The sequence below is a fragment of the Paracoccus spongiarum genome, assembly GCF_030732095.1.
Classification (GTDB): Bacteria; Pseudomonadota; Alphaproteobacteria; order Rhodobacterales; family Rhodobacteraceae; genus Paracoccus; species Paracoccus spongiarum.
In genome coordinates this window covers 122,062-135,184 of sequence record NZ_JAVAMQ010000004.1, presented here as the reverse complement: position 1 = coordinate 135,184, position 13,123 = coordinate 122,062, and the positions used below count along the sequence as shown (strand labels likewise).

Genomic DNA, 13,123 nt, shown 5'->3' with positions numbered 1-13,123 from the left:
CCGCCCGCCACCCCGCTCAGGCCTCGCCGCCCTCGAAGGGCGCGCGGCTCAGGTGATTGCCGGCCTCGGTCAGCTTGGCGAGAAGGCGCATGAACGCATCCCGCTCGTCCGGCGCAAGCCCGGCCATCAGCTGATCCTGCGTGGCGCGCACAGCGGGCTGGATCGTCGCCAGCAGCGATTCGCCGCGCTCGGTCAGGGTCAGGCTGCGGGCGCGGCGGTCGCCGTCGCGCACCTTGCGTTGCAGATAGCCGCGCGCCTCCAGCCGCGACACGACCCCGCCGATGGTCACCCGGTCATAGGCGATCAGCCCGGCCAGCGTGGCCTGATCGATGCCGGGATGGTCGCGCAGGCTGGCCAGCGCCGCATATTGCACGGGCGTCAGGTCGAAGCCCGCGGCCCGCGTCTGCGCAGCGAAGACTGCGACCGAGATCTGGTGCAGGCGGCGAATCTGGTGCCCCGGAAGGTCGTAGATCTGTGTCATTCCAGCGATCCTCGGGCGGCGCCGCGGCTTTGGCAACACGGCTATTTACAAAGTATACTAATCATCAGTATACATATCAATAGAGGAACGATTCGTCGGAGGAGGAGGCCCGCGATGGACAACGCCATGCAGCCCGAGGACACGCCCGAACTGCGCCGCCTGTATCAGGGCTTTGCAGAGCATCATCTGAACCCGCTATGGACCCAGATCGGCGACCTGATGCCGCGCCATCCCCGTCCGAGGGCCGTCGCGCATGTCTGGAAATGGGCCAACCTCTATCCGCTGGCGCAGCGATCGGGCGATCTGGTCCCGGTCGGCCGCGGCGGCGAGCGTCGGGCCATCGGCCTGGCCAATCCGGGCCTTGGCAGGCAGACCTACATCACGCCGACGCTGTGGTGCGCGATCCAGTATCTGGGCCCGCGCGAGACGGCGCCCGAACACCGCCACTCGCAGAACGCCTTTCGCTTCGTCGTCGAGGGGGAGGGCGTCTGGACGGTGGTGAACGGCGATCCGGTCCGCATGTCGCGGGGCGATTTCCTGCTGACGCCGGGCTGGTGCTTTCACGGCCACCACAACGACACCGATCAGCCGATGGCCTGGATCGACGGGCTGGACATCCCCTTCAGCTTCCAGAACGACGTGGGCTTCTTCGAATTCGGCGCCGACCGGGTGACCGACTACGCCACGCCGCGATATTCGCGCGGCGAACGGCTGTGGTGCCATCCCGGCCTGCGCCCGCTGTCGCAGCTTCAGAACACCGCGGCCAGCCCGATCGGCGCCTATCGCTGGGACGTCACCGACGCCGCCCTGACCCAGCAATTGCTGCTGGAAGAGGAAGGCCAGCCCGCCACCGTCGCGCAGGGCCATGCCGCGGTCCGGTATGTCAACCCGACGACGGGCGGCGACGTGATGCCGACGATCCGGGCCGAATTCCACCGGCTGCGCGAGGGCACGCAGACGCAGACCCGGCGCGAGGTCGGCTCGACCGTGTTCCAGGTCTTCGAGGGGCGCGGCGCGGTGGTGATGGACGGCGAACGCACGCGGCTCGAGACAGGCGACATCTTCGTGATCCCGTCCTGGGTCGCCTGGTCGCTGGAGGCCGAGACCCTGTTCGACCTGTTCCGCTTTTCCGACGCGCCGATCATCGAGCGGCTGAACTTCCAGCGCAGCCTGATCGAGGCCGAGGCGTGAGCGATCTGGACACCGCCCGGGCGGCGCTGCGCGAACGGCAGGGTGCCGGGGCGCGCCATGACGCCGCCGCGGCGCCGGCCGGGGCGCTGGCAATGGCGCGGCGCGGCAGGGCCTATCTGGCGCGGATCGTGAACGGACTGGACGACGAATCGCTGTGGGCCGAATCGGCGCGCGAGGGTTTCAGCCGCCGGCGGGTGATTGCCGCCGCGGCCCTCGAGGCGCGTGCCATCGCGCAGGTGCTGGAGGATGCCACAGGCCGCACCGGCGACCGGGCCGACACCGACGCCGCCGCTCTGGACCTGGCCGAGACCCTGCCGGACCGCGCGCTGCGCCATCTGGCCGCCCATGCCGAAGTGCATCTGAACGTCGTGTGGCGCGACCTGACGGATGCCGAATGGGATCTGCCGGTGCGGCTCGCCTCGGGTGAGGTCGCGGCCCGCGACACCGCCCACATGCATGCGCTGACCCTGTGGCGCGCGGCGATCGATCTGCGCGCCGGCGGCAGGCTGCGCGACATTCCCGCCGCTCTGGCACAAGACCTGACCCATCCCTGACCGCAAGGACCCGACCGATGACCCAGACCCTGTTTCCCTCGCCGGCATGGCCGACCGTTCCCGTCAAGGGCGAGACCGCCGAATATCCCGTCCACCGCGTCTTCTGCGTGGGTCGCAACTATGCCGCCCATGCCGCCGAGATGGGTGTCGAGGTGGATCGCGAGGCGCCCTTCTACTTTACCAAATCGGCGCTGACGATCCTGCCGACCGGCCAGACCTACCCCTATCCGCCCGGCACCGGGAACTTCCACTACGAGATGGAATTCGTCGTGGCGATCGGCAAGCCGGCGTTCCGCGTGTCGGTCGACGAGGCGCTGGAGGCGGTCTTTGGCTATGCGACCGGCCTCGACATGACCCGGCGCGACCTGCAGCTTGCGGCCCGCGCCAAGCAGCGGCCCTGGGATCTCGGCAAGGATGTCGAGGGCTCCTCGGTGATCGCCCCGATCACCCGCGCCGCCGATTTCGGCACCATCGGCGACCAGAAGGTCCAGCTGAGCGTGGATGGCGAGTTGCGCCAGGACGCGCGCCTGTCGGACCTGATCTGGTCGGTTGCCGAACTGGTCGCGGACCTGTCGAAATTCTACCACCTCGAACCGGGCGACCTGATCTATACCGGCACGCCCGCGGGCGTCGGCGCGGTCACGCCCGGCCAGTCGATCCACGGCACCATCGACGGGCTCGACCCGGTCAACCTGACCGTCGGAGCGCCCGAGTGATGCGCTTTTACGGCTATTTCCGCTCGTCCTCGGCCTATCGCTGCCGGATCGCGTTCAACCTCAAGGGCCTGGCGCCCGAGGTCGTGACCGTCAACCTGCGCGACAAGGCGCACCGCGACGACGCCTTCCTGGCGATGAACCCGCAGGGGCTGGTGCCGGTCCTCGACACCGGCACCGCGCGGCTGACCCAGTCGCTGGCGATCATCGAATGGCTGGACGAGACGCAGGCCGGCGCGCGCCTGCTGCCCGACGACGCGACGGCCCGCGCCGAGGTCCGCGCCTTTGCGCAGATCATCGCCTGCGAGGTCCATCCGCTGCAGAACCTCCGGGTGCTGAACTACATCAAGGCGCATCACGGGCAGGACCAGGACGGCGCCGGCGCATGGTGTCGCCACTGGATCGCCGAGGGGCTGGCGGCCTGCGAGGCGATTGCGGCCGCGCAGGATCATCGCGGCGCCTTCGCCTTCGGTGACCGCCCCGGCCTCGCCGACATCTGCCTTGTGCCGCAGATGTTCTCGGCCGACCGCTTCGGCCTTGCCACCGATGCCTATCCCCGCCTGCGCGCGATCCGCGCCGCCTGCGAGGCGCTGCCGGCCTTTGCCGAAGCACATCCCGCGCGCCAGCCCGACGCGCAATAAGACCGACATCCAGGGAGGAACGCCATGTCCATCACCACCTTCACCCGCCGCGCGGCCGTCGCCGCAGCCCTTGCCACCACCGCGCTGGCCTCGCTGGCCGGGGCCGCCGATGCGCGCGAACTGCGCATGGGCCTGATCACCCCGCCCAGCCATGTCTGGACGCAGGTCGCAAACCGCATCGCCGAAAGGCTTCCCGAGGCGACCGGCGGCAACCTGACGCTGGCGGTCTTTCCCGCCGGGCAGCTGGGCGTCGAGCAGGAGATGTTCCAGCAGATGTCGGGCGGGCTTCTGGACAGCGGGCTGATGACCGCCGCCATCACCAGCCTGCGCGCGCCCTCGATGCAGGGCTGGTTCACGCCCTACCTGTTCGCGGACGTGACCGCGGCCGCCGCCGCCGCCGAAACCCCCGCAGCCGGCGAAATGCTGGCGCAGCTCGGGGCCGCGGGCCTTGTCGGGCTGGGCTATACCTTCGCCGGACAGCGCCACATCCTGATGAAGGCCGCCCCCGCGAACGGCCCGGCCGACCTGGCGCAGAAGAAGATCCGCATCGTGCCCTTCCCGGCGATGAAGACCTGGTGGGAGGCTGTGGGCGCGGTTCCCACCCCGGTCAACCTCACCGAGGTCTATCAGGGCCTGCAAAGCGGCCTTCTGGACGGCATCGACATCGACCTTGACGCGATGGTCGGCCTGAAATTCGACGAGGTGGCCAAGGGTCTGACGATCACCAGTCACATGCCCTTCCCCGCGGCGCTGGTGGTCAGCAAGGTGACATGGGACTCGCTGTCCGACGAGGATCGTGCCGGCTTCAGCGAGGTTGCCCGCGAGGCCCTGGCCTGGGGCACTGCCCAGCAGGTCGAGGCCGAGAAGGCCAATCTCGCCGCGCTCGAGGGCAAGGTCGAGATCGTGACGCTGGAAAATGGCGCCGAGGCCTTCGCGCAAGCCAATCAGGCGGTGCGCGACAGCCTTGCGGGCGACCCGACCATCGAAGCCTTCATCGCGGGCGTCGAAGGGAAATGACCTGGCTCTCCGCCCTCTCGGACGGGCTGGCCCGCATCGAGCGGTGGGCCAGCCGGCTTCTGGTCCTGGCGTTCGTGGCGCTGATCGTTGCCAATGTCGCGATGCGCTATGTGATCGGGCTTCCGATCGTCTTCGCCGAAGAGATGGCGGCGATCCTGCTGGTCTGGCTGGCCTTCGTCGCGACCTCGATCACGGTCAATGACCGCGCGCAGATCGGCGTCACGCTGCTGACCGAGACGCTGCCTGACGGGCCGCGCCGGATCGTCGATCTGGTGGTGCTGGCGCTGGTTGCCGCGATCCTTGCCACCCTGCTGTGGGCGTCGGCGAGATGGGTCATCTCGCCGGTGGTCGCCTTCGAGCAGATCATCACGCTTGGCTGGGCGAAATCGCCCTTCTTCTGGATCGTCCCGATCTTTTCGGCCTCGGCGCTGATCCATGTGCTTGCCGATTTCGCCGAGGCTGTCACGGGCCACAAGCCCATCGAGCTGTCCACCGACAAGGGGGTCGAGATATGACGGGCCTGTCCTTCCTCGCGCTGATGCTGGCCGCGATGCCGATCGCCTTCGTGCTGCTGGCCGCCACCTTCACCTTCGTGCTGATGACCGGCAACATGCAGATCCTGAACTCGATCCCGCAGATCCTGTTCGGTTCGGTCGAGAATTTCGACCTGCTGGCCATCCCGCTGTTCGTGCTGCTGGGCGAGATCATGAACGAAAGCGGGCTGACGCGGCGGATCATCATCGCCGCGCGCGTCTGGCTGACCCGGCTGCCGCACAACCTCGTCATCGTGAACCTGATCTCGAACCTGGCGCTGGCCGCGATCATGGGTTCGGCCACCGCACAGATGGCCGTGATGTCGCGCGTCGTGGTGCCCGAGATGGAGAAGGACGGCTATGACCGCGGCTATGCGGCCTCGATCACCGCTTCGGCCGGGCTTCTGGGACCGATCATCCCGCCCTCGATGGTGTTCATCATCTATGGCGTGGTGGCGCAGGTCTTGATCGCGGACATGTTCATGGCCGGAATCCTGCCCGGCATCGTGCTGTTCGCGCTGATTCTGGCGATCGCGCTGTGGCAGGCCGGCATCGCGAGCCGGGCCATCCGGGTGCGCCGCTGCCCACCGGATCGCGCCTCAGGGCGACGATCCCGGGGCTGGCGACGATGCTGATCCCGCTGACGATCATCGGCGGCATCAGCTGGGGCATCTTCACGCCCACCGAAAGCGCCGCCGTGGCCATCGTCGTGGCGCTGCTGTTCGGGGCCATCGTCTTTCGCGAGCTGCCGCTGCGCGCGCTGCCGCGGATCATCGACCGCACGGTGACCAACACCGCCATCGTGCTTTTCCTGATCATGGCCGCCAAGGTCTTCGGCTGGGTTCTGACCTTCAACCAGATCCCGCAGGCGGTCGCGGCCTTCATCGTCTCGCTGACCGGCGATCCGCTGATCTTCATGCTGCTGATCATGGTTGCGCTGATGGTGGTCGGGATGTTCCTCGACGGCATCGCCGCCCTGATCATCCTGACGCCGATCCTGCTGCCCGTCGCCATCGCCAATTACGGCATCGATCCGATCCAGTTCGGGGTGCTGATGTCGCTGACGCTGGTCCTGGGCCTGCTGACGCCCCCGGTCGGCACCGGCCTCTACATCGCCGCGGCGATGTCCGAGATCCCGATCACGCGCCTGTCCCGCCTGGTGGCGCCCTACATCCTGGCGTCCATCGCCGTCATCCTGATGGTCATCTTCGTCCCCTGGACGGTGCGGCCTTTCTGACAACGAACACGCGGGCGCGCCCCGCAGGAGGAGGAACTCATCATGACCCATCCCGTCATCATCGCCGGCGGCGGCATCGGCGGCCTTGCCACCGCGATCGGCCTCGCCAACAAGGGCATCGCCTCGCTGGTGCTGGAAAAGGCACCGCAGCTGGGCGAGATCGGCGCCGGCATCCAGCTGGGCCCGAACGCCTTTCACGCCTTCGACTATCTGGGCGTCGGCGAGGCGGCGCGATCCATCGCCGTCTACATCGACAGCCTGCGCCTGATGGACGCGCTCAGCGGCGACGAGATCACCCGCATCCCGCTGGACGACGCGTTCCGGGCGCATTTCAGGAACCCCTACGCCGTCATCCATCGGGGCGACCTGCACGGCATCTTCCTGAAGGCCTGCGCCGATCATCCGCTGGTCAGCCTGCGCACCAGCAGCGAGGTGGTGGCCTATGACCAGGACGGCGAGACCGTCACCGCGATCCTGAAATCGGGCGAGCGGCTGACTGGCCGCCTGCTGGTCGGGGCCGACGGGCTGTGGTCGAACATCCGCCAGCAGCTGGTCGGCGACGGCGCGCCGCGGGTCTCGGGGCACACCACCTACCGCTCGGTCATCCCGACCGAGGACATGCCCGAGGATCTGCGCTGGAACGCCGCGACCCTCTGGGCCGGTCCGAAATGCCACATCGTCCATTATCCGCTGAAGGGCTGGAAGGTGTTCAACCTTGTCGTCACCTACCACAACGACGCCCCCTCGCCCGAGGCCGGAGTGCCGGTCAGCCATGACGAGGTGCGCAAGGGCTTCGAGCATGTGAACCCCGTCGCCCGCCAGATCATCGACCGCGGCCGCGACTGGAAGCGCTGGGTGCTGTGCGACCGCGACCCGGTGCAGAACTGGATCGACGGGCGTGTGGTGCTGCTGGGCGACGCCGCCCATCCGATGATGCAGTATTTCGCGCAAGGCGCCTGCATGGCGATGGAGGATGCGGTGGCGCTGTCGGCGATGCTGGAGCGACATGGCGAGGATCCGGGCACGGCCCTGGGCGCCTATCAGGACCTGCGCCGGCTGCGCACCGCGCGGGTGCAGCTGCAATCGCGCGAGATCGGCCAGCATGTCTATCACCCCGCCGGTGCCCATGCCGACCTGCGCAACGCGGTGATGCGCGCCAAGTCGCCGGCCGACTGGTATCAGGCGGTGGGCTGGCTCTACGGCTCGACCGGGCTCGAGGGTGCGGTCTCGCCCGAAACCGTCCGCCCACGCGGCCTCGCGGCCTGAGGGGCCGGCGGGGCGTCCATCGCCCCGCCCCGTCTCAGACGATGCCGCCGCCGCCGCCCGCCGCTTTCGGCCGGCGTTCCGCGACGGTCGCGCGCCAGCCCGAGGCGCGGAAACAGGCCACGGGGTCGATCGCCCCGCCCTGCCGCAGCCGCGCCATCTGCAGGATCGGCTCGACATCGGTGCGAAACGCCGCGCGCAGCGTCGCCGCCGCCATCAGCGCATCGTTAGACTGTCGATACGCCTCCAGAGCCGTGCGATCCACCAGGCTGGCCTGCACGAAGGCGCGCTGGATCTCGCAGGCCGAGACGATCAGGCTTTCGATCGGATCGGTGACATTGTGGCTCTGGTCGATCATGTGCGCCAGGTCGAGGCCGGGGCTGTCCTCAAGCTCGACCAGCTCGTTGAAGACGAGGAACAGGCGAAACGGCTCGATGGTGCCGCTGTCCAGGTCGTCATCGCCATATTTGCTGTCGTTGAAGTGGAAGCCGCCCAGCTTGCCGGCGCGGATCAGCCGCGCCACGATCATCTCGATATTCACGTTCGGCGCGTGATGGCCCAGATCGACCAGGCATTGCGCCTTGGGGCCAAGCTCCTGCGCGGTCATCAGGCTGGTGCCCCAGTCCTGCACCACGGTCGAATAGAAGGCCGGCTCGTAGATCTTGTGTTCGCTGAACAGCCGCCAGTCCGGCGGCAGCCCGGCATAGATCGCCTTCATCGAGTCGAGATAGCGGTCGAACTGCCGGCTCAGCGAGGTCTGGCCGGGAAAGTTCGACCCGTCCCCGATCCAGACCGTCAGCGCGCGCGACCCGATGGCGCGGCCGATCTCGATGCAGTCCAGATTGTGCTCGACCGCCTGCGCGCGGGTCGCGGCATCGGTATGGCTCAGCGAGCCGAACTTGTAGCTGCGCGCCTGCCCCGGCTGGTCCTGAAAGCTGTTCGAGTTCATGGCGTCGAAGCCAAGGCCGGCTTCCTCGGCCTTTTCGCGCAGCAGGGCGGGATCGGCCCTGTCCCAGGGAATGTGCAGGCTGACCCTGGGCGTGGCGCGGGTCAGGGCATGGATGACGCCGCAATCGTCCAGCTTGTCGAAGATGCCGGCAGGCTCTCCGATCCCCGGAAAGCGCGCGAAGCGGGTGCCGCCGGTCCCTGTCCCCCAGCTGGGCACCGCCACGCCGAAGGCCACCGCCCGCGCGGTCAGCGCCTCGATCTCGATGCCGCGCCGGGCCAGCCTTGCCCCCAGCGCGTCGTAATCTTCGGCCAGATCGGCCCGGCGCGCGGCGTTTTCCGCCTCGATGATGCTGCTGTCGATCATCGCCATCACCGCGTGAACGCCTGGACGTTGCCGGCGTCCACGTTGAGGATGTTGCCGGTCGATTTGGCCGACAGGTCCGAAGCAAGGAAATACGCGGCCTCGGCGATGTCCTCGGGCAGGACCGAGCGTTTCAGCATCGAGCGTTGGCGATACATCTCCTCCAGCCCTTCCTTGTCGGTGCCATAGGTCGAGGCGCGCTGGTCCAGCCAGTCGCCCTGCCAGATCCTGCTGCCCCGCAGCACCGCGTCGGGGTTGACGACATTCACGCGGATGCCGGCCTCGGCGCCTTCCAGCGCCAGGCAGCGGGCCAGATGGATCTCGGCCGCCTTGGCGGTGCAGTAGGCGCTGGCATTGGGGCTGGCCGCCAGCCCGTTCTTGGACGCCACGAAGATCACCGCGCCGCCGATATCCTGTGTGCGGAAGGTCCTGAACGCCTCGCGCGAGACGAGGAAATAGCCTGTGGACAGGATGTCCATGTTCTTGTTCCACATCGCCAGCGAGGTGTCCTCGACCGGCGCCGACGAGGCGATGCCGGCATTCGACACGAGGATGTCGATGCCGCCGAACTCGACTGCCATCTCTGCATAGGCGCGGGCGACCTGGTGTTCGTCGGTGACGTTCATCTGCACGCAGCGGACCGCATCGGCACCGTGCCGGGCGGCCAGCCCCTGCCGGGCACCGGCCAGCGCGTCCTGGTCGATATCGGCCAGCATGACGCACGCGCCCTCGCGCAGGAAGCGTTCGGCCGTCGCCGCACCGATGCCGCCGGCGCCGCCGGTCACCAGCGCGACCCGACCGGCCAGCGATTTCGGCTTGGGCATGCGCTGCAGCTTGGCCTCTTCCAGCAGCCAGTATTCGATGTCGAAGGCCTCTTGTTCCGGCAGACCCTGATAGGTGCTGACCGCGCTGGCCCCGCGCATCACGTTGATCGCATTGACGTAGAACTCGCCCGAGATGCGGGCCGTGGCCTTGTCCAGCGCAAAGGTGATCATGCCGACGCCGGGCACCAGCCAGACGACCGCGTTCGGATCACGCAGGGCGGGGCTGTCGGGATGCTTGCAGCGATCGTAATAGGTGGCGTAATCGGCGCGGTAATCCTCGGCCGCCCTGGCCAGCCCGGCGATGGTGGCGTCCGGATCGGGGCGCGCGGGGTCGAAATCGACGACCAGCGGCCGGATCTTGGTGCGCAGGAAATGGTCCGGGCAGGATGTTCCCATCGGCGCCAGCGTCTCCAGCATCTGCGAGCCCACGAAGTCCAGCACCGCAGGCTGGTCGTCGAAATGCCCGACCTTGTGGCGATCCTTCGAGATCAGCCCGCGGATCGCCGGCATCAGCCGGGCCGCGATCTCGCGCCGCTGCGCCGGCTCCAGCGTCGGGCGCGCGACGCCGCCGAAGACGGGCTTGCCGGCGCTGCGCCGCGCCAGCCATTCTGCGGCGGTGTTGATGACCTCAAGCGTGGTCAGGTAGCAGTCCTTGGCGTCGTCGGCCCAGGTGAACAGCCCGTGGCTTTCCAGCACGCAGCCGCGCGCCTGCGGGTTCTGGGTGGCGAATTTCTCCAGCCACAGGCCCAACTCGTAGCCGGGCTTCTTCCAGGGCAGCCAGCCGATATCGTCGCCGAAGATCTCGGCCGTCAGCGCGCGCGAATTGACCGAGGCGGCAATGGCGATGATCGCATCGGAATGGACGTGATCGACATGCCGGCGCGGCACATAGGCGTGCAGCGGCGTGTCGATGCTGGCCGCGCGCGGGTTCAGCCCGAAGGTGCAATGCGGCAGATAGCCGACCATCTCGTCCTCATGCGCCAGGCCGCGATACCGGCCCTTCAGCGCCCGCAACCGGTCCATGTAGAGCGTGGCGAACCCGTCCATGCCCATCGAGCCGATGTCGCCGCCCGATCCCTTGACCCACAGCACCTCGACCGCCTCGCCGGTCAGCGGATCGGTTTCCATGACCTTCGCCGAGGTGTTGCCGCCGCCGTAATTCGTCACCCGCTTGTCCGAACCCAGCAGGTTCGAGCGGTAGAGCAGCTTTTCCGATTCGCTCATCGCGGCGGCACGGCCGTCATCCCACAGGTTTTCCAGCCGGTCGGCGGCAAGTGTCTTGGTCATGGATGCCTCCCTTGTGGCGGCGATGCGCCGCGCGATCAGATCGGCGATACACCCCGACAGCCGCATTGGTCAATCATTTTCGATCATCACCGATCATTATGCACATGCAGAAAGTATTTTTCGATCATTATTGATTGACAATGCGCGAAAATGGTGGAAGCTGTGATCGAGGGACGGAGGGGCACCATGCTGGAAACCGAACGCCATCGCATCATCCTGTCGGCGGTCCAGGAACGGCCGGTCGTCACGGTGGCCGATTGCTGCGCGCTGACCGGCGCCTCCGAGGCCACCGTGCGGCGCGACATCGCCCAGCTGCACGTCGCCAAGAAGCTGCGCCGGGTGCGCGGCGGCGCCGAGGCCATCGCCCCGCCGCAGTTCGTGGGCATCAACGCCCGGCCCTTCGCCGTGAACCAGACGATCAACATCGCGCAGAAACGCGCAATCGCGCAGGCCGCCGTCGATCTGTGCGAGGATGGCGACGCCATCATCATCAATGGCGGCACGACGACCTTCCAGATGGTCCATCCGCTGACCACCAAGCGGCTGCAGGTCTTCACCAACAGCTTTCCCATCGCGGAACACCTGCTGAAGCAGTCGAAGAACACCGTGCTGCTGCCGGCCGGCGCGATCTACCGCGAACAGAACATCATCCTGTCGCCCTTCGACGCCGATGGCAGCAACCATTTCCACGCCCGCCGCATGTTCATGGGCTGCCGCGGCCTCGGCCCCCTTGGCCTGATGGAGGGCGACCCGCTGCTGGTGCAGGCCGAACAGAAGCTGATCGGCCAGGCCGACGAGTTGGTCGTGCTGGCCGACAGCTCGAAATTCAGGCAGCGATCCAGCCTGCTTCTGTGCCCGCTGACCCGCATCCACACCGTCATCACCGATGACGGCATCACGGATCGCGAGGCGCAGATGCTTCAGGCCGCCGAGATCCGCCTGATCGTGGCGCCGCTGGCCGCGACCGACCGCAAGACGCGCGCGCAGGAATGACGCGCCAACCGCTCATAGGGAGGAACACATGAGCATTCTGAGAAAGGCCCTGACCACCGCCGCGATGGCGACCGCGCTTGTCGCGGGATCGGCACAGGCCGAGGACATGCGCATCGCACTGGTCGTCAAGGCGCTTGGCATCGGCTTCTTCGAGGCCGCCAACAAGGGCGCGCAAGAAGCCGCGGCCGAACTGGGCGGGGTCGAGATCATCTATACCGGCCCCACCGACACCACCGCCGAGGGCCAGATCGAGGTCATCAACAGCCTGATCGCGCAGCGCGTCGATGCCATCGCGGTCAGCGCCAACGACACCGACGCGCTGGTGCCGACGCTGAAGAAGGCGATGGATCGCGGCATCACGGTCATCAGCTGGGATTCCGGCGTCGCGGCCGAGGGCCGGCAGATGCATCTGAACCCCTCGTCCAGCGCGCTGATCGGCAACACGATCATCAAGCTGGCGGCCGATCACCTGCCCGAGGGCGGTGAGGTTGCGGTGCTGTCGGCCACGACCACCTCGACCAACCAGAACACCTGGATCGAAGAGATGAACAAGGTCGCGGGCAACTACCCGGACGTGAAGGTGGTGGGCACCGTCTATGGCGACGACCTGGCCGACAAGTCCTATCGCGAGGCGCAGGGCCTCATGCAGACCTATCCCGACCTCAAGGCGATCATCGCCCCGACCAGCGTGGGCATCGTCGCCGCCGCGCAGGCCGTCACCGACGCCGGCAAGATCGGCCAGGTGAACGTCACCGGACTTGGCCTGCCCTCCGAGATGGCCGGCCACGTGAAATCGGGCGCCTCGAAATCCTTCGCGATCTGGAACCCGATCGACCTTGGCTATTCCGCGACGATGATCGCCTATCACCTGGCCAAGGGCGATGCCAAGGCAGAGCCGGGCGCGACCATCCCCATCGGCCGCATGGGCGAGGTGACACTGGACGACAACACCGAGGCCGCGATGGCCGATCCCTTCACCTATGACGCCAGCAACATCGACGAGTTCAGTTCGATCTTCTGAACCCGCAAGCGGGTCCGGGCCAGCCGCCCGGACCCTGCCTCCTTCCGAAGGATCATCCC

15 protein-coding genes are annotated in these 13,123 nt (G+C 67.7%); 12 read left to right on the top strand and 3 right to left on the bottom strand.

The genetic code is table 11. From position 1 onward, the window contains the following. Positions 1-16: 16 nt before the first annotated feature. Complete coding sequence (locus tag Q5Y72_RS05985; RefSeq protein WP_305962485.1) at positions 17-481, bottom strand: MarR family winged helix-turn-helix transcriptional regulator; 465 nt, start codon at positions 479-481, stop codon at positions 17-19. Between the two features lie 114 nt (positions 482-595). Between Q5Y72_RS05985 and Q5Y72_RS05980 the strand changes: the two genes are divergently transcribed. The 9 genes from Q5Y72_RS05980 to Q5Y72_RS05940 are packed head-to-tail and all read left to right on the top strand — an operon-like array spanning position 596 to position 7,633. Beyond that, entirely contained in the window at positions 596-1,672 is a 1,077-nt protein-coding gene (locus tag Q5Y72_RS05980; RefSeq protein WP_305962484.1) for a cupin domain-containing protein, read from the top strand. Continuing rightward, positions 1,669-2,226: a DinB family protein gene (locus tag Q5Y72_RS05975; protein WP_305962483.1), complete on the top strand. Its 558-nt coding sequence runs from the start codon at positions 1,669-1,671 to the stop codon at positions 2,224-2,226. The genes Q5Y72_RS05980 and Q5Y72_RS05975 overlap by 4 nt, the downstream gene beginning before the upstream one ends. A 17-nt stretch (positions 2,227-2,243) precedes the next feature. Next, positions 2,244-2,942, top strand: coding sequence for a fumarylacetoacetate hydrolase family protein (locus Q5Y72_RS05970; RefSeq protein WP_305962482.1), 699 nt, complete (start codon positions 2,244-2,246; stop codon positions 2,940-2,942). After that, positions 2,942-3,580 carry a maleylacetoacetate isomerase gene (gene maiA / locus Q5Y72_RS05965; protein ID WP_305962651.1) on the top strand — a complete coding sequence of 213 codons (639 nt, stop codon included), beginning with the start codon at positions 2,942-2,944 and terminating at the stop codon, positions 3,578-3,580. The genes Q5Y72_RS05970 and maiA overlap by 1 nt, the downstream gene beginning before the upstream one ends. Before the next feature lie 24 nt (positions 3,581-3,604). Further along, positions 3,605-4,597, top strand: coding sequence for a TRAP transporter substrate-binding protein (locus Q5Y72_RS05960; protein ID WP_305962481.1), 993 nt, complete (start codon positions 3,605-3,607; stop codon positions 4,595-4,597). Further along, complete coding sequence (locus tag Q5Y72_RS05955; protein ID WP_305962480.1) at positions 4,594-5,112, top strand: TRAP transporter small permease; 519 nt, start codon at positions 4,594-4,596, stop codon at positions 5,110-5,112. Before Q5Y72_RS05960 ends, Q5Y72_RS05955 begins: the two co-directional genes overlap by 4 nt. Further along, positions 5,109-5,765 carry a TRAP transporter large permease subunit gene (locus Q5Y72_RS05950; protein WP_305962479.1) on the top strand — a complete coding sequence of 219 codons (657 nt, stop codon included), beginning with the start codon at positions 5,109-5,111 and terminating at the stop codon, positions 5,763-5,765. The genes Q5Y72_RS05955 and Q5Y72_RS05950 overlap by 4 nt, the downstream gene beginning before the upstream one ends. Continuing rightward, complete coding sequence (locus Q5Y72_RS05945) at positions 5,759-6,367, top strand: TRAP transporter large permease subunit (protein WP_305962478.1); 609 nt, start codon at positions 5,759-5,761, stop codon at positions 6,365-6,367. Before Q5Y72_RS05950 ends, Q5Y72_RS05945 begins: the two co-directional genes overlap by 7 nt. A gap of 42 nt (positions 6,368-6,409) precedes the next feature. Further along, positions 6,410-7,633 (top strand): 3-hydroxybenzoate 6-monooxygenase, encoded by a 1,224-nt coding sequence (locus Q5Y72_RS05940; protein WP_305962477.1) that lies wholly within the window; start codon positions 6,410-6,412, stop codon positions 7,631-7,633. Between the two features lie 34 nt (positions 7,634-7,667). Here Q5Y72_RS05940 and rhaI read toward each other — a convergent pair whose 3' ends face one another. Beyond that, positions 7,668-8,942 carry an L-rhamnose catabolism isomerase gene (gene rhaI, locus Q5Y72_RS05935; protein WP_305962650.1) on the bottom strand — a complete coding sequence of 425 codons (1,275 nt, stop codon included), beginning with the start codon at positions 8,940-8,942 and terminating at the stop codon, positions 7,668-7,670. Positions 8,943-8,947: 5 nt separating this feature from the next. Further along, positions 8,948-11,050: a bifunctional rhamnulose-1-phosphate aldolase/short-chain dehydrogenase gene (locus Q5Y72_RS05930; RefSeq protein WP_305962476.1), complete on the bottom strand. Its 2,103-nt coding sequence runs from the start codon at positions 11,048-11,050 to the stop codon at positions 8,948-8,950. Between Q5Y72_RS05930 and Q5Y72_RS05925 the strand changes: the two genes are divergently transcribed. Genes Q5Y72_RS05925 through rhaS form a run of 3 tightly spaced genes read left to right on the top strand, consistent with a single transcriptional unit; the run spans position 11,049 to position 13,064 of the window. Further along, positions 11,049-11,216, top strand: coding sequence for a hypothetical protein (locus Q5Y72_RS05925; RefSeq protein WP_305962475.1), 168 nt, complete (start codon positions 11,049-11,051; stop codon positions 11,214-11,216). The two genes, Q5Y72_RS05930 and Q5Y72_RS05925, sit on opposite strands and share 2 nt — an antisense overlap. 20 nt (positions 11,217-11,236) lie before the next feature. Then, complete coding sequence (locus Q5Y72_RS05920; RefSeq protein WP_305962649.1) at positions 11,237-12,043, top strand: DeoR/GlpR family DNA-binding transcription regulator; 807 nt, start codon at positions 11,237-11,239, stop codon at positions 12,041-12,043. A gap of 28 nt (positions 12,044-12,071) precedes the next feature. After that, positions 12,072-13,064 carry a rhamnose ABC transporter substrate-binding protein gene (rhaS, locus tag Q5Y72_RS05915; protein WP_305962474.1) on the top strand — a complete coding sequence of 331 codons (993 nt, stop codon included), beginning with the start codon at positions 12,072-12,074 and terminating at the stop codon, positions 13,062-13,064. Positions 13,065-13,123: the final 59 nt, after the last annotated feature.